Raw genomic sequence first — 19,339 nt, forward strand, 5'->3', positions numbered from 1 at the left:
TCAGGCCCGGTCTTTTTTTAGAAAAGGATCGGGCTTTTTCTTTCCTTTCTCTCGTTCCGCCTCGTCCAAACAAGTACGGACCAAATCCAAGGTGTCACCGATCTGGGAATTCAGGATTGACCATAGTTTTAGAAATCGCAATTTGGTTTCGAGATTATGGAGCCGATAATGAAACTTAGGAGAAAGACAAATCCTGTTAGGGTCTAATCGTCCATCTCATGAAGAAAATTCGGAACCTTCTCTCCTCAATGTTTGGCCAAAGAGCCGGACTTCTAATATTCTTCCTTTTTCTTACTAGTTCCTTACAAGCTCAATCCCAGGTAGTTTCGGAATCCTGGATTTCTTCCATCAACAGATGGTTGGAGACGGGAATTTCCGGTTCAGAGTTTGGATTTCACTCCGCGATCTTTCTGGTTTTGGGAGGACTTTGTGCGAGCCTTCTTCCCTGCGTTTACCCTTTGTACCCGATCACCGTTGGGATCATTAAGGCAAGGGGAGAAACTGCCACGAACAAAATGTTCCATCCTCTTGTGTATTATGCCGGGCTCGCATCCATGTATTTTTGCTTCGGACTCGTGGCAGGGATTTCGGGTGGAGCATTCAATACTGTTTTAAGATATCCTGGAACCAATCTATTCTTAGCCGTAATTATTTTTTTATTGGGACTTGCTTCATTAGGAATTTTGCATCTACCGATTTTTCCTGTGAAAGAGTGGAAAGGTTGCCAAGGTTGGAAAGGGACTTTCCTTTTGGGAATGGGAGCGGGTTTTCTTTCTTCTCCTTGCGTTGGCCCGATCGTAGTTGCGATCTTGATCCAAGTGACGGCTGGGGTCCAAAGTATTAGCGGTTATTCTTTAGCGGTTTCCGCATTCAAGATGGCATTGTTCGGACTTGGTTTAGGGTTACCGTTTTTATTTTTAGGAGTGTTCGGACTTTCTCTTCCTCGTGGCGGGAGATGGACCAGATGGATACAGATCGTTCTGGGATTTGTGGTCTTCTACTTTGCTTGGTCTTATTACAACAAGGCAATGCAATTATGGTCTGTTCCGTTTGATCTGAGTCTTGGAATTTTGGCCGCTGCACTTGGAGTTTTGATCACTGCTTATTTTTACCAGCCGACATCACTTCTACGTACGGAAAGAATGAAGAAGGCATTACTTCTGACAGGACTTATTTGTTCTAGCGCGATCCTTATCAGACTCGCGGGATGGGGGACTGTTCCGGGAGGTATAAAGAAGGATGTGGTAGAGGAACACGGAAATCTAGAGTGGCATCGAATTTCCGATACTGCATTCGAGACAGCTCGTACTGAAGATCGTTTGGTGTTTGCGGATTTTTATGCGGATTGGTGTTCTAACTGTAAAGCATTCGAAGATCTGACTTTATCCGATACGGACTTGAACCAGGCACTCGGAAAAACTATTCTTTTAAAAATCAGGGACGATGATAAGGATTTTCTAATATATGAGAACGATCCTAGATTTCCTGAACTGAAAATTGGACTTCCATTCTTTGTGATCTTCTCACCCGATGGGAAGGTTCTTTTTAAAACTACGAATTACCTAAATACTGCGGATATGATCCGGACGATCAAAGGGGAGAAGTTCCACGCCTCCGGAGAATGAGGCGCGCGAATTAAATTTTCTTTAAGCTGGGACCGGTTCCTTTTTCCAGAGTTTCCATTTCACTACAAAGTATATACCAACCAGAATGATCGCGATCGATACATACTGAGATTGAGAGAATCCGTGCCAGTAGTATCCGTTTAAGAAGGTAGTGGTTTCTCCACTCGCTCCAGGAATGTTTGATTGAACCGGTGGATCGAAGAATGGGATCACTGCCTTGTTCACTCTCAAGAACTCTATTCCTAATCTTGCAAGCCCGTGCAATACTAGATACTGAGCTCCCAAGCTAAATCTTTTGAAGTTCTGGAACCTTGCCCATTTCTGGAAGTAGATGAAGAATAGAAAAGATATAGCTGATTCCATAACCGGTGTATTCCAAACCGGAACACCACTTGGAACTGCACTCGTTGGCCAATAGGTGAATGTTAAAAGTGGAATGTCCGCATGAGTCGCAAATCCGTAACAACCGTCTCCGGAAACAAAGCATCCTAATCTACCGATCGCATAACCCAATGCCATACTCGGAACTGCCGCGTCCAAGTATGCCTTTACATCCAATTTGTTTTGGATCATGTATAAGCTGATGAATAAGATCCCGAAAAGGAACCCTCCGTAAAATACCAGACCGCTTCCGGAAAATAAACTGGACCAAAGTCCTGGACGACCTGGAAAACCATCGAAGTGGGTGAGCGGGTATAAATACTTTCCATCAAAACCGGGAGTATCCACGAATACTTGGTCCCAAATTTCGAAGATAAAAAATACCTTAGCGCCTACGAATGTTCCGAAAACACCTAAGATCAAAAGCCAATCCGCATGGGTTGGATCCAGATGTTTTCTTTCTAATTCTTTAGGTAAAAAATAAGAAGCCGCCAAAAAGGCGATCACTACTAAAATACTGAATGTGGAAATTCCTTCCCAGCCGCTGCTGATGTATTTCTGGACGAAAGGTACTAGTCCGGGAATATCTATGACTTTATACATGGTTCCTTCTGTTGGATCTTTTTTCCCTTATATTCGTTCCCCGAATCGGGAAAGTTTCGGAGAGATTAAAATTTATTCCATATTCACAAATTCTGCAGGGTCCATAGGAGGATCATAACCTATATGGACCTCGTAATGCACGTGAGGTCCTGTGGCCTTTCCTGTGGAGCCTACATTGCCTATATGTTGGCCTCTTGTTACTAACTGTCCCTTTTCTACAAAGACGACTGAGCAGTGTCCGTACACTGTATAAAATCCGTTCAAGTGATTGATACGAATACTTTTTCCAAGCCCACCCGCTGATTGTCCATTATCTTCTATCACGCCAGGAGCTGTAGCATAGATCGGAATTCCTTCGCCAGCAGCAAAGTCAATACCTGAGTGAAACTCTCCCATCTCCACTAGACCGAATGGATCCACCCTTCCTCCAAAGGTAGAAGTCACAAATCCTACTCCAGGTTTTAAGGGGCGACCTCTTGGCATTGCGTATAAAATGGATTCTCTTTCCTCCAAGTAATCGAATGCGTTTTGGAAGGCATGTTTGATCTTGTATAATTCAATATTTCTTTCTGCGAAACCTTCGACTGTATCAGAATATAGATCCATGTTAGTCGAAGATTCCGGAACATTCTTCTTTAAGCTGAACTCAGGTACATAATCGAAGGTGAGAATTCTTTTCCAGGGAACTTCTTCCCAAGCGACTAGGTTTAACTGTTCCGTCTTTTTTTCTAGACCGGAAATTTCTTTCTTAGCATCTTTGAGAAGAGAGTTATAATAAAGAAATAGCCCAACATTATTGTCAGTTTCTCGGATCAACTCTCGATTTGGTACAAAGAAGAAGTTCATGTAGACCACAAATGCGCTCGCGAGCAGAAAAAGAAGAACCGAGAGCACTCCTAAAAACGCGGCCATAAAAACACTTAGCTCTACATTCAGCACAGCTTCGTGATCATGAGGTACGAGTAGGAAAGAAATTTTGCGAGAGCCTTTTTCTTTGATTTTTAGCCAGGAAGAACGGAAGCGAAGATACTTGATCTTCAGCCTTTCTGTGGCTCTGGGGCGGTCTTCGAACTTTGCCTCGTTGTTCATAGATTTTTACTTGCAGGTAGGGGTCCGACGGGGATTATAGGACTTAACTATCCCATCATATGAAATTTCTGTCCAATCTCTTCAAGAAAAAAATAGGATCCGTCGACGACATTCTTATTTATCCGGAGGGACGGAGATTTTACCGGGATGCGCACCCGATCCGCAAGACAATGATCGACGAGGATGCTGTAAAGATCATCCATCGTCTTCACAAATTCGGATACAAGGCCTACATCGTAGGCGGGGGAGTGCGAGATCTTCTTTTGGGGCGCAAACCGAAAGATTTCGACGTAGTCACCAACGCAACTCCGAATCAAATTAAGAAAATCTTTAATAATTGTCGTATCATCGGTCGCAGATTTAAGATCGTTCATATTCTCTTCAAAGGAAAAGTGATCGAGGTCAGCACTTTTCGTTCTCTTCCTGAACATCGTTTCGGAAAACCTGTAGAAGATCAGGATTATCTGATCAAAAGAGACAACAAATTCGGAACACCACAAGAAGACGCCGCCAGAAGAGACTTCACCATCAACGCGTTATACTATGATATTCGTAACGATTCCATCGTGGATTATGTGGGCGGATACGAAGATATCCAGAGCAGACAACTCAGAGTGATCGGAAATCCGGATATTTCCTTTAGAGAAGATCCGGTCAGAATGTTGCGTGCAGTAAAGTTTGCCGTACTTTTAGGTCTAAAAATAGACAAGGGAACTTCCAAATCTATTAAGAAGAATGTACATGAGCTTGAAAAAGCTTCTTCTTCTCGTATGCTGGAAGAATATAATAAAATTTTCCGCACCTGGAGAACTTCTCTTATTTTCCAGGGAATGGCCCAAAATTCTCTTTTGGAAGTTCTGTTCAAAGAAGCATTCGAAAAAGAACGCCGTAAAAATCCGGACTTCGGCGACAAGTTTCTGGAAACCGGAGTCGGAAAACGTTTAGTAATCGCAGACAAACTTCTTTCCGAAAGAGAAGAGCTTACTCCTCAAATATTTTATGCGCTTTTATTTTCCGACCTTGCAGAAGAATCTTTAACTAAGAAGAGTGGGGGGCACCTGGTTGCTTCCTTAAAACAATCTTTGGAGCCTATTTTCCAAAGATTAGGAACTCCTAAAAAAGATAAAGAAAGACTGATCAAGGTATTCGCGTCTCAGGAAAGATTCACCCATATCGAAGACGATAAAGCTTCCCAGAATAATTTTTTCCGCAAGAAAGACTTCTTCTACGACGCATTTTATGTGTATAAGATCAATGCGATCGCGGACAATAATGATAAGGCTCTACAGTCTGCATTCTTCTGGGAAATCTCTCTTCGCAAGAGACCGGTTCTACCGAATAGTATCGGTGGTGGCGGGGGCCGAAGAGAAGGCGGCCAACAACAGGGCGGACGTCCAAACCGAGGCCGTAAAGAGAAAGAAGGCGGCGGTGGACGATTTAAAGATCGTAACAGAAAGGGAGGTCGCCAGAACGGGGAAAGTGCAAAGCCACAACCTGAATCAAGTTCAGAAGATTCTGATTTTAACGAATCGGAAGATTAATTGAATTACGTAAAAGATTGGATCACGAACTGAAGGCTTGTCTTGCCTTTGAACGTGTTTTCTTCCAAACACCCCCAAAGATCCAATTCACCTTTTTCTCTTAACCTTTCCGAAAATTCTTCCGCCTTATTCCAGATAATCGCTTGGATGGATTCGGAAGATGCCAAAATTTTGAACCTTGCATGTTTCCCGTCCGACAGAGGGCGATACGAAAGTATTTTTGCACCTTTAACGGAAAGTAACGGAGCGGGATTTTCCATACCGAATGGTTCGAAGAGTCCAAGCTCTGTGTATAAATTTTCTCTCAACTCTTGTGGCCGGAGACTCACCAAACTTTTAGTCTCTTCTTGGAGGCCGGAAACTTTTTCAGATTCCAGCCAACTTCCTGCTTCTTGGAAAAGTATTTCTGCAAGTCTTGGGATCTGATCTATAGAAAGAGAAAATCCTCCCGCTTCTTTATGACCACCGAATTGGTGAAAAATATTCTCAGCTTTTTTCAGAAGGTTTAGAACATTCTCACGTCCGTAAGCTCTCACACTTCCTTTTGCGTGTCCATGGTCGGGTGCAATGAATACAACAGGTCTTTTATATTGTTCTACGAGTTTTGTCGCGACGATACCTGAAACACCAGGTTCAAAATCAGGTTCGTAGCAAAAAAGGATCGGCCTTTCCGTTCTTTCCCTTTTTCTTTTTAGAAAACCTTCTACTCTGAATAAATTTCTTTTGGTTCTCTCTCTTCTTTCTTCGTTTAATTTTAGAAGGTTCGTTGCAAGAGTCTCCGCCTCCTTCCCTGAGTTGGAAAGAAGAAGCCCGAGTGCTGCTTCCGTTTTTTGCATTCTACCTGCTGCGTTCAATGCCGGACCAATGCTCCAGCCTAAATCTCTGGAAAGTACCTTCTTCTTATTAAGATCTAATTGGGATAAAAGTTTTTCCAAACCTGGGCGATGAGAAAATTCTCCCGTTTTGATCTTTTGTAGAGTCGAACAACCTTCTTTGACTATGATCCTATTTTCTCCCACAAGAGGCATCATATCCGTGATCGTGCCGATAGAAGCAAGGTCTAGATTTTTAAGAACCTGTTCCCAGATCGCAGGAGAAGAAGAAATCTGAGAATAGAAAACTTCTCTTTCAGGGTATTGAGTCTTAGAAGTAGTAGGCCAATCTACAAAATTTCCTGCAAAACGTTTTTCCGCCTCCGACTTATCACCTTGAAAAAGTTTAATCCCGTTCTTTACGAGAGAACCGCTGAAAAATGTTTCTCCGTCCGGGATCCATACCAAAGAATTATAACTCTCTAATGTAGTATAAAGCCAAGCAGTGATCAATTTCCAGGCGATAACTGAAGTGCAGATCTTTTCTGTAGGGTAGAGAGAATCACCTCTTTTGGGAGAGATCAATTTACAAGAAGAAGGTATCCTTTCCGGGATCTCGTGGTGATCCAGGACTACTACCTGCATTCCTTCCCCATTCAATTCTTCTATTTCGGCGCTATTGCTTGTTCCGAAATCCAAGGTCACGAGTAAGTCCGGTTCCACTTCTCTCACATATTTCATTGCAGGTTCGCATAGCCCGTAATCTTCTTCGCTGGAAGTCTTTACTGTGAGTTTTCCCGGATGAATTCCTCTTAAAAAATTGGCGAGTAGACTTGTGGAGCAAACTCCGTCACTGTCTCTGTCTCCATAAAGTAAGATGGATTTATTTTCTTTAACCGCAGTTTGAAGAATGCGGATAGAATCATCCATGTCCGGTAATAAAAACGGAGAAGGAAGATCTGCAATATTTTGGCTAAGTATCTTAAAAGGATCAGTCCCTCCGGGATTGAAAACCCCTCCGAACTTTGTCCGGAACACATGGGATTGGAGGGGAGTTAGGCCTTGGATGGAAGAATTTGGTAGGTTATGAAAATCCGGTCCATGCTGGAGCATAATTACATGATGCAATTTCCGCTGAATTTTGCTCCCGATTCTATTTCCAGATCCGGAGTGCGAACATCTCCAACTAACTTTCCGGTCTTGCGAACGGAAACTTTAGAGGCAGCGCTAATATTTCCTTTTAGGTCTCCCTCGATTTCCAAGGTGCCTGTTTCGATATCGGCCTCGACTCTACCTGTCTCTCCAACAATCAAAGATCCTGTGGTCTCAATGGTGCCCTTGAACTGGCCTTTGATCTTCAGCGCGTTGTTGAAACGTAGTTTGCCTCGGAATTGGATGTCTTCCCCGATAATCGTGTCTATGGATTCTTCGCTCATGAGTCTCCATTCTTGGACCCTAACCAGGCCTTTCAAATGTTTTTCAAAGGCATAAATCCGTTTTTTTGCGAAACTAAAACGCAGCTACTAGAATCGTTTCGATCTCGTTTTTAGGAAGTTCCCGAGGGAGTGAGTCCAAGAAAGGAAAAGAAGAAGCAAGACTTGCGATCCCTGGCAAATCTATCTTACGTACTTCGTATTCAGAAAGCCTTTGAGGGATCTTGAGTTCTATATAAATTTTACGGATCCCTTCTACCGCTTTGATGGCAGCCTCGATCACCGAGATATTTGTGATGTCCTCGTCTAAGGCCTTTGCGATCATTACATACTTACCTGCAGAGGAGGTAAGGTTATATTCCATTACGTGGGGAAGAAGAATGGACATTGCCTGGAAAACATCCAAGTTTGTCAGGTTAGAAGCAGCCAAGGAAAGTGCATAACAAAGTCCTAATGAACTAGAAGAATGGGACATTCCTACAAGCAAACTAGCGCCGAAGATCGCATTTTTATACTGCAAGTTTTTCGGATCCCTGATGGCGGGAACCAAGTTTTTATAAATAATCTCTATCGCTCTCAAAGAAGAAGAGTTTGTAAGTTCGTTCGAATATTTAGAAAGAATACTATCCACAGCGGCGGCTAAAATTCCCACTCCAACTTTCGCAACGTCTGCGGAAGTCATAAAACTGCTGATCTTAGCATCGGCGATCACCATCTCAGGAAAAAGGAACTCGTTGGCAAAATAACGAACGGTCCTATCGTCATCCATGTAAACCGTAGCAGTAGGAGAACATTCTAATCCCATGACCGGATGAGTAGGGATCAGAATAAGAGGGATAGGTTTTTTGAGCCTTAGATTTTTTTTAAGAATAAAAACATCTTCTGCGAACGCGTCGTTATTCGCAAGAAGTGCAACTAACTTTGCAGTATTCAAACTTTCGTAAGAGCCGTAACCTATGATACAGTTTGCGTTTGAGATCCTCGCGAAGTAGGCGGCAGTATCTAACTCTTTTAATGTAGGTTCTTTTTCTATATTGTCGTAGAGAATGACACCATCTATATGTTTCTCTAAAGAAGTTTTGATGATGGAGAACTCGTCCATATTCTCCAACTCACTTTGAGTGGAGAGAATGACCGCACGATTGCCGATATTCTTAACGAAGTTACCCATTTTAAAGCCGCAATCGACTTCAAAATGGATTTTGGTGGGAAAACTAAAATTGATCCAGTCGGGGAGTATCGGCATTGTGTGTCGTTCTCCCTTTTAATTGAGAGGAAGTATGAAAAATCCGGAATCCAAGGGAAACAATTCCGGATTTTAATTATGGATTAACGGCCTAAAAAAGATTCTGCGATACGATCAGCTACTGCGTTTAAGATCTCAGGGCTGAGATTATCGTAATCTCCGTTCTTAAGTTTTTCCTTCACTTCTTTCAGCTTGGTAGAACGCTCAGAATCTACCGGACTTGCTACGATCTTTTGTGCGATCGTTTGCACTTCCGCTTGGATACGAGCTTCCGAAGCCTTTTGTTTTGCAGTGTCGGAAATAGAAATATTGTCGAATGATTCCTTAGATTCAGATTTGCGTACAGGAGTCGACTTACGTGGCTCGTAAGATCCTCCGCCAATGCCGCCTATTTTGTCGATAGTCATGGGTTTTCCCTCTCACTCTAAAGTATCGGCATATCCGACACGTCCGTTAAGCATTTTTTTAGGATTTGTATAGATTAATACTACAAATTCGCCCTTTTCCGGGAATTTCAGGGATTCCAGGTCCTCAGCGGGTTCTATTTTCAGGATTTCCTCATGAATTTTGGTCAATTCTCTCCCTAAAAGAATAGGAGAATTTGGAAAAATTTCCCTGATCGCAGAAAGAGTATCTCTGATCCTATGGACCGATTCGAAGATGGTAAGCACTCCTTCGAAGTTCTCCCATTCCTTGAGTTGGTTTCTTTTTTTGCCCTTCTTCTCTGATAAAAAACCTAAGAAGAGAGAAGGTTGCACCTGCCAACCTGAGACAGAAAGCATCGAAGTAAGTGCACTTGCTCCCGGGATCGGAACGATTGGAATATTCTCCTCTCTTAAGATCCGAACCAGTTGGGAGCCTGGGTCTGAGACTCCTGGAGTTCCTGCATCCGAAACTAGAGCCAAGGTCTTTCCTGATTTCAGATCTTCTATAATCCCTTTATAAGGTTCAGCACCTTGGTCTTTATATAGAGTCCTAGTTTGGGTAGAAATTTCGTACGTCTGTAGAAGCCTTCTGCTATGAGAAGAATTTTCGCAATAGATGATATCTACCTGCTTGAGCACTTGTACTGCTCTAAAAGTAATATCTTCTAAATTTCCTATGGGAGTGGCGACTACGTAAGCGGCCCCTGGTTGGACGGTAAATTTAGAAGCAGGAGCTTCGCTCATAGATTGCAACCCGGCGGAGATTGACCCGCAGGGCAAGCGCAACCTGTTGCGGCAACTCCCTTTGTGCAGGGATTACAAGCGGTTCCGACAGGGCAAAGAGATTGTGTAGAAGTAGAGCAGCTCGCCACTGTGCAAGCAGTAGGATTGCAACTGGTGTTTGTCCCGCAATGGTCCGGATAGATAGAACTACATCTTGTAATCGGAGTGGACATATTAGAAGTGATGCCTGTATTCAATAATGCTCTTAACGTGAAAGTATAAACCTCACATTTTTGGAACATCTGCACTGGAGAGAATGGCTGGTAATTTTCGATTCCTTGAGTTACTACATTAGAAGTAGAGGCCTGGAACGCCAATTGAGGGAAAGAAGGTTGGACCCCGTTTTCTAGATAAAGATTTGCGTTACTTAGAGTTTCTCCCGCAGAAGGGATCGCAAAAGTGATATAAAGATTATAACCAACGAACTGAGGTTCCATATTGGTGATATAATACTTTAGATCGTACTCTGGCTTATGAGTATCAATATTGTCGTATTTAGCAGTGATGGAAAAAATCTGGGGAACTCCAACCGGAGTTAAGAACACAAAAGGGGACTGGGTCACCTCAGTATTCGTTCCGCAAGAGGCAAAAAACAAAAAAAACGAGAATAAAACCGCCTGAACGACAGGGGTTTTTAGGTTGCCCATCTTTAGGGTATGTTGGATTCTAAATTTACAACCCACAAGGATAGAATTCGACCTTGGAGTGGTCTTACAACTAAAAAAATGGGGCTCCCTCATCGTGACTAGAGTTCGAACATTATTAATTTCCGTAGTTTTTATAGTATTCTTCATCTTCTTATTGGTGATCTTATTTTGGACCGATGACGACAAATTAGACTCCAAAAATAAACAAAGCGAAGCGGAAGCTCTTGCAAGCGTTTTTGGTGGAGGAATGGGATCTAGTTCCGGAAGCTCCGGGAACGGGAAAACGGGTGCCGATCCTTCCTTGTTCGATTCCAATTCTGATTTTTATAAGGCCGGTAAAGCGGAATACCGTGAACCTGAGGTAGGGGGGGAACCTTCTTCCGAAAATAAACCTGGAGCGCCGGCGGCTGATTCGAATAACCCAGTAAATCCTCAAACTGGAAAACCATACACAAACGAAGAGATGGAAAGGTTCGCCCAATTAAAGGAGAAGTTTCCAAATAACTCTCTTCTTCCAAGCCGCATGAGCCCAGCGGAAAAAGAACAAAGAAAAGTTTTCGAACAAAGAGTATCCGAAGCGACTAGAGCAGTTTTAAGCCGCACAGCGTCCAAGGACCAAACAGTAACATATTACGATTATATGGAGAAACAATCCAAGGATAGATTGGAGATCGTAAAATATTTGGTGGATCTGCAAAAAGGATCCGGAGATCCGGAACAAGAGAAAAAATTAGAGACCATCCAACAAACTATGATCCAACAATTGGAACAAGTGCAAAAGGATAAGCAAAGAGCTTACGAACAAGCTGGGCTTTAAAAAGAAATCTCGCTCAAGATCGGAAAACGGAAGCTGGACTTAGGATCCAAACCGTATTCGTCCAAATGAAAAGAAGGTGGAAGCCTTTCTCTTTTCCATTGGCTTGCGGAGAATAATTTCAAAAATTTCTTTTTGCCTTCTTCTGCTTCTTTTGCGTCGGACCATTCCTGGGACTCTAAAAGATTATCAGGAGATTTTCCGAGGAATACAAAATTCCTTTCTAATTTTTGGAGAAGAGGATAAGGCATTAGGTCCTTTTCGTCTTCTTGTTTTTCGGAAAGTGGTTTTAGTTCGGCGGTAGGTTTAGAATTTAAAATTCCTTCCAGTGCATTTACCTTAGGAAGAATAATATCTTTTCCTTCGTGTATATTCTTTAGCCAAGAAAGTACAAATTCTTTACTCACACCTGTAAGAGGTGCAACAGATCCGGAAGAGTCCCCGTCCATTGTGGTATATCCTACACTTGCCTCACTTCTATTTCCTGTGGAAAGTAGAAGATGCCCGTTCAGGTTAGCAAGCAACCAGACAAGGGGAGATCTGACCCTTGCTTGTATATTTTGGAGTGCAAGATTATGATCTTTCCAATTCGGGACCAAACCCTTCACTGAAGAAATTTTTTCCAACATGGATTTTACTTCCGAATCCACTGTGATCTCTGCATGAGTAAAACCTAATTCTTCAGAAAGTTGTTTTGCAGAATTTTTGGTTTGTTCCGAGTTGTTTTCCGTTCCTTGGAAAAGAGTGAATAGAAGATTTTTAGGCTCTAAGCCTAAGGATTCCAAATATTTGGATCCTAGTTCTTTCTCAGAGAATAAAATTCCGGCCTTTACAAGAAGTGCGCAGGCAGCGCTGTCCGCTCCTCCTGAAAGTGATAAAGTATAACCTTTCGTTTTGGATTTGATCAGATAATCAAATAGACCAAGAGAAGTTGCTCTGGTGAAATCTTGGAACAGATCCGATTTGTAGACTTGGACTGAATTATTAAAATTCTTTTGGGTTTTGAGAGGAAGTATCTCTATTCTTTGCAGGCCTTTTCCTCTGGATCTAAATTCTCTTGTGCCGGACGATCTAAAATTTCTTGCACGATTAGATCTAAGTTCGGTAGAGTCTAGATCCAAATGTGTACTTTCAAAATCCGTAAAATGAAGTTTGGGACCTTCTTGTTTTACATTTCCGTCTACGATCCCCATACAACCGCCTTCGAAGATCAGACGGCCTGATTCGTTCCCATCCAAATTTGCATAAAGAATTGCAGTGGAAGAACTGCGAGAAGACTCCGAGAACATTTTTTTACGGATCTCTTGTTTTCCCAAAGCAAAGTGGGAAGCTCCGGGAGAAAGGATGAGATCCGCTCCAGCTTCTACCAAATATTGACCGGGTCTTGTTTGGACCCAGGAGTCCTCGCAGATCTCAATTCCAAAATTGAAATCTGCACTTTCAAAAAGTAAGGAACCGAAAGGAAGTTCTGATCCGTCAGGAGTGATCGCATAATTTCTGGATTCTTCTCCTTTTGTGAACCATCTGTTTTCGTAATGTACTCCAGTTTGAGCCAGGTTTTGTTTTGGGACGAGTCCTAGTATTTTACCATTTTGCAAAACTGCGGATACATTGAATAGATAAGGGCTTTGGAAGAATGGAAGTCCAACAATGACAGTTTTGCCGGATGTCGCTTTTGCGATCTCCAAAAGACTTTTCCAGGATTGTTCCCAAACCCAGGGAAAATAAAAAGTGTCCTCACAACCATAGCCTGAAATGCAGAGTTCCGGAAAAAGGATCAAAGAAGAATTTTCGTTGGCTTGGATTGCAGCCAGGATCTTCTCTCGATTTCCTTTAAAATCTAAGGCGGTCGTTTTTAAACTTACTGCTGTGCAACGATAGACGGACATTTCGCTCCTAGTATCCTCAATTGGGACTTAGAGACAAGGATATTTCGTCGACGTAGGAGTTCCAACATAGGCCGCCTATCTTCGAATCTCTTCGTAAATCCTTTCTGCGGCTCCTCTGCCTGTTTCCACAAATTGGCGATTTGAAAAACGAATTGCTTCTCTTCTTTCTGAGCTTAGTTGCAGTATTTCTAAAACTTCTTCTTTGGTACGGATAATGAATAGTCCGCCTCTATGATTTAGCTCTATTGCCTCCGGAGCATGTGTGATCCTTGGGCCGCTTAAAAGTGGAAGTCCGAAGTAAGCAGGTTCCAGAACATTATGAACTCTATTATGTAAAGCCCCGCCTACGTATGCAAAATCTGCGGCTCTATATGCATGGGCCAATATCCCGAGTACATCGAATAAGATCACTCTAGAAGAAATAGAATCAAACTCAGCATGAGAATACAAAGTATAATCGTCAGTAAATGATCTGATCTTGGATTCTAACTGAGTGATCCTTGCAGGATCCGTTTTATGTGGGAAGATCCAAAACGCAGTGTTTTTGAGAGAAGGTTCTTTCAGAAGAGGAAGAAGCAATTTTTCACAAGGCTCATAAGTGGAGGCGAGTAAAAATACCGGAGAGAATGGATAATTTTTGGGTCTTTTAAATTCTCTTTGGCTTGTTTCTATTTTTTGGATCACAGAATCGAATCTGGAATCTCCCAATGTCTTGATGAAATTTTTACCGAGTAATTCTTTGAACTTCTCTTCTCCGGAAGAATGAGAAGTTAAAATTTTATCAAATAGTGAAAATGCTGCCTTGTAGAATTTTCTCTTTAGAAATCCTTTCGGAGGAGTGATGACTGCAGAAGCAAGGATAGTTTGGATCCTTCTTCTTTTAGCAGCTAAAAGTAAATTAGGCCAGCGATCCCAGGCCATACACACTAAAACTTGAGGTGAAAATTTATCTAAGATAAAATCATAACTCCAAGGAAAATCTAAAGGAAGACGAAATTTCAGATCTGCAGGAAAAGCTTCCAGACTAGAATCTCTAACCGAATCGGAGAATACACTTTGAAGAAGAAAAGTTTCCGGCTCCTTCTTCTTATATACTAAAGCGAGCGCTTTGCACTGGTCCAGTTCTCCAACCGAGGCTGCGTGTAACCAAATTACTTTTTGGGCTTTGGGCGCGAATGGGTAGGAGAGTATCCTTCTTTTATCTTCCTTTCTGGTTTTTAGAAAATTTTTTGCGCCCGGAATGAGTAATGAGAAAATGAAAATCCAGGGCCAAAGAAGGATCGTCAAAATCCGATACGTTATTAGCATAGTGGTATGAGATCTCCTCTTTTTGTATTCGACCTAATGGATACCCTGATCCAGGACCCATTCCATCTGGCCTTAAAAGAACTTTTGCCCAGAGAACATTGGGAAGATTTTAAGAACGGTCGGGAAAAGCAAGCCTTCTTAGATTTCGAAATGGGAAGAATTGAAGAAGAGGATTTTTTCCGGAGATTTTATTTGGATTCTCATAAGGATAAGGGACTTCCTCATCCTAAGGATCTAAAGGAAAAGATGTTTTCCAAGATCACTCCTATCACTGAAACTTTGGAGATCGTAAAAAGTTTAAGGTCCAAAGGTTTTTCAGTGATTCTCGCTAGTAATTATTCGATCTGGTACAAAGAAGTTATGAAATTTCCAGAGATAGGAGAACTTTTGCATTCTTTGGATGCTTTGTATTTTTCCTGTGAGATGGGTGTCCGAAAACCTGCCCAAGAATATTTCCAATGGATAGAGACTGATTTTCCCGGAAAAGATTATGTATTCATAGATGATAATCCGACCAATGTGGAAGTCGCTGGTTATATGAACTGGAATGCATTTAAGTTTAATCCTAAAAAACCGGGAGAGCTGAAGGAGTTCCTTACAGAGCAGTACCCCAATTGTCTTTGACCTCTGCTCCAGGATAAGATTCTTCTCTGCTATCGATCAATATTCCTAAACGATCCATATAAAAATAAAATTCACCTTTTGGTTGGAAAGGATTCGGTTTGATCCGGATAGAAACGAGCTCCAAAGGAAATCTAAGAGATTGGTTTAGCCTGATATTTTTTGCGGGAACTGCAATTTGGGTCTCTATTCTTTTCCAACCATCAAACTTAAGATCTCCTAATTCAATGACGATCTCTTTGGATTTTTTCTGATGAAATACCAATTCTAAAACCACGTTATGATTATTTGAGTAAGCCCAGAAAAACACTCTTGTTGGAATTCCGATCGGGAGACGGATCGGTTCCTTAGGTCTAATCTCCAGATGTTCATGTTTAGGATTTTCGAAGAATGTTTGGACCATCATGGATCTGTATTCTTCTTTGGGAGATGCCTTGTATAATTCTCTTTCTTTTAGGAATGCTTGGGAGTCCGGGACCTGAGAAACATAGTCTATCCTATTTAAGAAGGAAACTCCTCTATAAACTTCCCAAGGTCTTTCTCCTTCGAAAGAATCCACTAGAAAAAGATTGTAATGCTTCCAATCGATTAGTACTTTTTCTAATTGAAGGACTCTGCTTGCCTCGTCTTGGTCTCTTTTGACGGGAGGTGCCCAGGTCGGTTTAGGAAGGATCCATAAACTTAGGCAAAGGCAGAATAGAACGGTCCGGATCACTCTAGATCTTTCGGTAGATTTTGTGGATCTCCTAATAAGAAGCCGGGTTTTTTGCCGAATTCCGGTGTTTTCAAAGCCGATAATTCTAAAAGGTATTTTATGAACCGGGATATTCTCAAAATCCTACTGAGCGGACTTCTAATTCTGCTACTTGGATCTCTTGCATTTTATTTATATGTGGAAAGGGATCGGATCGCAGCTTGGTATAAGGACAAAAATGTCCAAGTAGAGGAGAAGTCCCAGCCAGAGCGGACCATTCTTACTCCGGAAGAAGTACCTGACGGAAAAGATCTATCTTCTCCGAACCAAAACTTTGACTCTGATTTTTCCAAACCTAAGGATACTGTCACCGAACCTTCTTCTCAACCTTTGCCAAAAGACTATGAGCCAGGTTTAGGAAAAGAGAAGAAGGATCCACTCTCTACAAAAACTTCTGAGAAACCGGAGACAAAGGTTACTGAAACTACTGATCTTCCTAAAAGAGAAGAGATGGATCGTCCTAGAACAAAAATTAGGGACGAAAGTTTAGTGGAATACGACGACGGTCCTAAACTCAAAAAAGAAAAACGTCATTCTAAAAAGATTAAGAAAAGAAGAATGGCTCATTCTTCAGTAAATGCTAAGATATATTCTTTGGAAAAAAGAGTAGGGCGTTTAGAAAAAAAATTGGGAATGAAAAACGGATCACCTAAAAAGAAGAGTAAGATCTCCTTACGTAAACGTGTGGAAATCTTGGAACAGGAAGTTTCCGGTCTGAAAAAAAAGTCCAAGTCAGAATAGTTTCCTAGAAAGTCGTGGGAGTTTCAGAAAATTATAAAACGATCATTCAAGAACTGGAGTCCCTAAAACCTGTAGGAACTCCAACACTCATCGCAGTTTCTAAATTCCAACCCAAAGAAAAAGTCCAAGAAGCAATTGCCGGAGGAGTAATCCATTTCGGCGAAAATAGAGTCCAAGAAGGGATCGAAAAATTTTCCGACTTGGGAAAACCTGAAAAAGATTTTATACTACATCATATAGGTCCCGTACAATCTTCTCACATCCGAAAATATGCAGGACTTTATTCATTCGTTCATGGAGTAGGTTCGCAAAAAGTCCTAGAGGAATTGAAAAGAAGAATGGACGGGGACCGCTGGAAGATACGTTACTTCCTACAAGTCAATCTAACAAAAGAAGATTCGAAATCAGGATTTTCGAAAGAAGAAGTTTTGGGCCTTCTTCGAAACAAAGAAACTCTCAGCTCTGAGTTCTGTATATTAGAAGGTTTTATGACAATGGGTCCAAGCTCAGGCGATCCGGAAGAAACCCGCAAAGTGTTTAGAGAGATTGCCGAGCTTCGAAAAGAATTTTGCCCCCAAGGAAAGTTATCCATGGGAATGTCAGGCGATTACAGGATTGCATTGGAAGAAGGTAGCGATTATCTTAGGATCGGAACCGCAATATTCGGAGAAAGAACATGAAATATAATAAAATTGGTATCATAGGCTGCGGGAATATGGGAGGAGCGATCTATCATTCTCTCCAATCTAGAAAAATTGATGTGATCGGTTATGATCCTTATCTAGATCCAAAAAAAGCAGAGGGAATGGTTTTGGAATCTGATTGGTCCAATTTCCAAAAGAAAGCGGATCTTCTTATCTTAGCAATAAAACCTGCAGAGGTTTCTAAAACTCTTAGATCTTTAGAGGCTCCTAAAGCAATTCTATCTGTGGCAGCAGGCATTGACACAAAGATACTTTCTTCTTCTGCTCCTGTTGGATCTAAGGTAGTACGTATCATGCCGAATCTCCCTATTCTCGTAGGGAAGGGCGCGTTGGGTTACTACGGAGATAAGGAACTATACGAAAGTCTAAAGGAGATTTTCTCACCAATCTCTTATTGTTTGGAACTTTCTAAAGAAGAACTATTGGATGCTGTGACTGGACTCTCCGGTTCGGGCCCTGCTTATGTACTTCGGTTTATCCAAAGTTTGGCAGAAGGTGGAGTTGCCTCCGGTTTGACATACTCTCAAGCATTAGAGCTTTCCATACAAACTGTGATAGGTGGTGCGGAATTACTTGCAAAAGAATTGGAAAAGAATCCTGATACTCATCCTGAAGTTTTGAAAAATAAAGTAACTTCTCCTGGCGGAACTACAATTGCAGGTTTGGAAGAGTTGGAGAAGAATAAGTTTCCCTTTGCTGTTATCTCTGCAGTGAAAAGAGCAACTGAACGTTCTAAGGAGTTAGGAAACTAAATAGAAAGGATTAGCAAATAAAAGGATTTGTTTCTTTTTTATAAGGAAAGAGTAGAAAAGGTAGAAATAAAACGTCTCTTTGTCTACTTTTGAGGATATTGATTTGATGTAAAACGCTCTAGCGCGGACAGGATTCGAACCTGTGACCTTTGGGTTATGAGCCCAACGAGCTACCGGCTGCTCCACCGCGCGGCGTCTAAAACCATGTTTCCTTAACCCAGGCTGAAAGTCAAACGAAAAAGCAAAAAGAGTTTGATTTCCCGGAGGAAAGCTTTTTGATGCTACTACCTCTCGCGGATCGACTTCACGGAAAATGTTCAAAGTCCGTAGGCGAAGAAACGGATTAGCGAAATAAATTATCTTTTCAATTTTGTATTGGGAGATTCCACAGTTGATCGGAAAAGACAATGATCCATTGATGATCGAATATTATGAGAAGAAGATCTATGATCAGAAACAACTTCTCGAGATCAGTAAGGCTCTTAATTCCACACTGGATTATAAGTATCTAATTGATGCTATTTTAAATATTTGTTTAGCTCAACTTCAAACTTTGAGTGCGGCTATCTTTTTAGCACCGGAAGCTGACTCCAATTATTTCGAATTAGAACCTAGCTTTAAAGGATTCGATCTTGCAGAAGACGATGCAGGATTCAAAATCAAAACAGACGCGCCTTTGGTTACTTTTTTAGAAACCAAACTTAAAGCTATGACTCCTGATCAAGTAGAGGAGTCTATGGGTTTAAGTCCTGAACTGGAATTTTTAAGAAGAATCGGCGGAGACCTGATCATTCCTTTGAATGCAAAAGGAAAAGTGAACGGACTTCTTCTCTTGGGTGAAAAGATTACCATGGGAGAATGGATGGAAGAAGACAGAGACTTCCTCACCACTCTTTCTACTCTTGCAGGAATTGCAGTAGAGAACTCTAGATTGTACGAACTTGCTACCGTTGATATGATGACAGGTTTGAAAGTGCATCACTATTTCCAGACCAAGCTCAAAGAAGAAATGGAACGTTGCCGTAAAAAGAGAACGAATCTTGCTCTTCTATTCACCGACGTGGACAACTTCAAAAAGTTCAATGATACTCATGGGCACCAAGCAGGGGACCAGGTGTTGATCTAAGTTGAAGCAAGAAAGATAAAATCTACGCGCAAAAATGTAATAGAA

General features: G+C 41.7%; 18 protein-coding genes, 1 tRNA gene and 1 pseudogene. 8 read left to right on the top strand and 12 right to left on the bottom strand.

The window, feature by feature from the left end; all coding sequences use genetic code 11:
- The first annotated feature begins 248 nt into the window (after nucleotides 1-248).
- Entirely contained in the window at nucleotides 249-1,625 is a 1,377-nt protein-coding gene (locus CH352_RS10170) for a cytochrome c biogenesis protein CcdA (protein ID WP_423789703.1), read from the top strand.
- A 21-nt stretch (nucleotides 1,626-1,646) separates the two neighbouring features.
- Here the strand turns inward: CH352_RS10170 and CH352_RS10175 are convergent, their stop codons facing one another.
- Together CH352_RS10175 and CH352_RS10180 are read right to left on the bottom strand one after the other, a co-directional pair.
- Nucleotides 1,647-2,609 (bottom strand): prolipoprotein diacylglyceryl transferase, encoded by a 963-nt coding sequence (locus tag CH352_RS10175; RefSeq protein ID WP_100707021.1) that lies wholly within the window; start codon nucleotides 2,607-2,609, stop codon nucleotides 1,647-1,649.
- A 72-nt stretch (nucleotides 2,610-2,681) separates the two neighbouring features.
- On the bottom strand, nucleotides 2,682-3,698 hold the full coding sequence (locus CH352_RS10180) for a M23 family metallopeptidase (protein ID WP_100707022.1): 1,017 nt from the start codon (nucleotides 3,696-3,698) through the stop codon (nucleotides 2,682-2,684).
- A gap of 59 nt (nucleotides 3,699-3,757) precedes the next feature.
- On the opposite strand from CH352_RS10180, the gene pcnB reads away from it, so the two are divergent.
- Nucleotides 3,758-5,239, top strand: a complete 1,482-nt coding sequence (gene pcnB / locus CH352_RS10185) for a polynucleotide adenylyltransferase PcnB (RefSeq protein ID WP_100707023.1) — start codon at nucleotides 3,758-3,760, stop codon at nucleotides 5,237-5,239.
- Nucleotides 5,240-5,244: 5 nt separating this feature from the next.
- Here the strand turns inward: pcnB and recJ are convergent, their stop codons facing one another.
- The 6 genes from recJ to CH352_RS10215 all read right to left on the bottom strand — a co-directional run bounded on the left by recJ (nucleotide 5,245) and on the right by CH352_RS10215 (nucleotide 10,585).
- Nucleotides 5,245-7,164 carry a single-stranded-DNA-specific exonuclease RecJ gene (gene recJ, locus CH352_RS10190; RefSeq protein WP_100707024.1) on the bottom strand — a complete coding sequence of 640 codons (1,920 nt, stop codon included), beginning with the start codon at nucleotides 7,162-7,164 and terminating at the stop codon, nucleotides 5,245-5,247.
- 2 nt (nucleotides 7,165-7,166) lie between these two features.
- Entirely contained in the window at nucleotides 7,167-7,487 is a 321-nt protein-coding gene (locus CH352_RS10195; RefSeq protein ID WP_010515397.1) for a bactofilin family protein, read from the bottom strand.
- Between the two features lie 73 nt (nucleotides 7,488-7,560).
- Nucleotides 7,561-8,730: an iron-containing alcohol dehydrogenase gene (locus CH352_RS10200; RefSeq protein WP_100707025.1), complete on the bottom strand. Its 1,170-nt coding sequence runs from the start codon at nucleotides 8,728-8,730 to the stop codon at nucleotides 7,561-7,563.
- 83 nt (nucleotides 8,731-8,813) lie between these two features.
- The gene (locus tag CH352_RS10205) at nucleotides 8,814-9,137 is read right to left on the bottom strand and encodes a flagellar biosynthesis anti-sigma factor FlgM (RefSeq protein WP_008592868.1); all 324 of its coding nucleotides are present in this window, start codon (nucleotides 9,135-9,137) and stop codon (nucleotides 8,814-8,816) included.
- Between the two features lie 12 nt (nucleotides 9,138-9,149).
- The gene (gene rsmI / locus CH352_RS10210) at nucleotides 9,150-9,899 is read right to left on the bottom strand and encodes a 16S rRNA (cytidine(1402)-2'-O)-methyltransferase (RefSeq protein WP_100707026.1); all 750 of its coding nucleotides are present in this window, start codon (nucleotides 9,897-9,899) and stop codon (nucleotides 9,150-9,152) included.
- The gene (locus CH352_RS10215; protein WP_100707027.1) at nucleotides 9,896-10,585 is read right to left on the bottom strand and encodes an LIC11073 family putative lipoprotein; all 690 of its coding nucleotides are present in this window, start codon (nucleotides 10,583-10,585) and stop codon (nucleotides 9,896-9,898) included. Before CH352_RS10215 ends, rsmI begins: the two co-directional genes overlap by 4 nt.
- 94 nt (nucleotides 10,586-10,679) lie before the next feature.
- On the opposite strand from CH352_RS10215, the gene CH352_RS10220 reads away from it, so the two are divergent.
- Entirely contained in the window at nucleotides 10,680-11,402 is a 723-nt protein-coding gene (locus tag CH352_RS10220; RefSeq protein ID WP_243396343.1) for an LIC_20245 family lipoprotein, read from the top strand.
- On the opposite strand, the gene nadE is transcribed toward CH352_RS10220, so the two are convergent.
- Nucleotides 11,399-13,288: an NAD(+) synthase gene (gene nadE / locus CH352_RS10225; protein WP_100707029.1), complete on the bottom strand. Its 1,890-nt coding sequence runs from the start codon at nucleotides 13,286-13,288 to the stop codon at nucleotides 11,399-11,401. The two genes, CH352_RS10220 and nadE, sit on opposite strands and share 4 nt — an antisense overlap.
- A 75-nt stretch (nucleotides 13,289-13,363) precedes the next feature.
- Nucleotides 13,364-14,596 (bottom strand): 3-deoxy-D-manno-octulosonic acid transferase, encoded by a 1,233-nt coding sequence (locus CH352_RS10230; protein ID WP_100707030.1) that lies wholly within the window; start codon nucleotides 14,594-14,596, stop codon nucleotides 13,364-13,366.
- A 6-nt stretch (nucleotides 14,597-14,602) separates the two neighbouring features.
- Here CH352_RS10230 and CH352_RS10235 point away from each other — a divergent pair, with 6 nt between their 5' ends.
- Complete coding sequence (locus tag CH352_RS10235; protein WP_100707031.1) at nucleotides 14,603-15,220, top strand: HAD family hydrolase; 618 nt, start codon at nucleotides 14,603-14,605, stop codon at nucleotides 15,218-15,220.
- Here the strand turns inward: CH352_RS10235 and CH352_RS10240 are convergent.
- Nucleotides 15,192-15,932: a flagellar filament outer layer protein FlaA gene (locus CH352_RS10240; RefSeq protein WP_100707032.1), complete on the bottom strand. Its 741-nt coding sequence runs from the start codon at nucleotides 15,930-15,932 to the stop codon at nucleotides 15,192-15,194. The genes CH352_RS10235 and CH352_RS10240 overlap by 29 nt on opposite strands.
- A gap of 99 nt (nucleotides 15,933-16,031) precedes the next feature.
- Between CH352_RS10240 and CH352_RS10245 the strand changes: the two genes are divergently transcribed.
- From CH352_RS10245 to proC, 3 genes are read left to right on the top strand one after another with little or no spacing between them, the layout of a single operon-like run.
- Nucleotides 16,032-16,712: a hypothetical protein gene (locus CH352_RS10245; RefSeq protein ID WP_243396344.1), complete on the top strand. Its 681-nt coding sequence runs from the start codon at nucleotides 16,032-16,034 to the stop codon at nucleotides 16,710-16,712.
- A 14-nt stretch (nucleotides 16,713-16,726) separates the two neighbouring features.
- A complete protein-coding gene (locus CH352_RS10250) occupies nucleotides 16,727-17,392 on the top strand; it encodes a YggS family pyridoxal phosphate-dependent enzyme (protein ID WP_100707034.1) in 666 nt (221 codons plus the stop codon).
- Nucleotides 17,389-18,168, top strand: coding sequence for a pyrroline-5-carboxylate reductase (gene proC, locus CH352_RS10255; RefSeq protein WP_100707035.1), 780 nt, complete (start codon nucleotides 17,389-17,391; stop codon nucleotides 18,166-18,168). Before CH352_RS10250 ends, proC begins: the two co-directional genes overlap by 4 nt.
- A gap of 119 nt (nucleotides 18,169-18,287) precedes the next feature.
- Here proC and CH352_RS10260 read toward each other — a convergent pair.
- A tRNA-Met gene (locus CH352_RS10260) sits at nucleotides 18,288-18,360 on the bottom strand.
- Between the two features lie 199 nt (nucleotides 18,361-18,559).
- Here CH352_RS10260 and CH352_RS19150 point away from each other — a divergent pair.
- Nucleotides 18,560-19,291 (top strand): annotated as a pseudogene (locus CH352_RS19150) (diguanylate cyclase); the annotation flags it as partial.
- Nucleotides 19,292-19,339 lie beyond the last annotated feature (48 nt).

The organism is Leptospira hartskeerlii (assembly GCF_002811475.1).
Lineage (GTDB): Bacteria > Spirochaetota > Leptospiria > Leptospirales > Leptospiraceae > Leptospira_B > Leptospira_B hartskeerlii.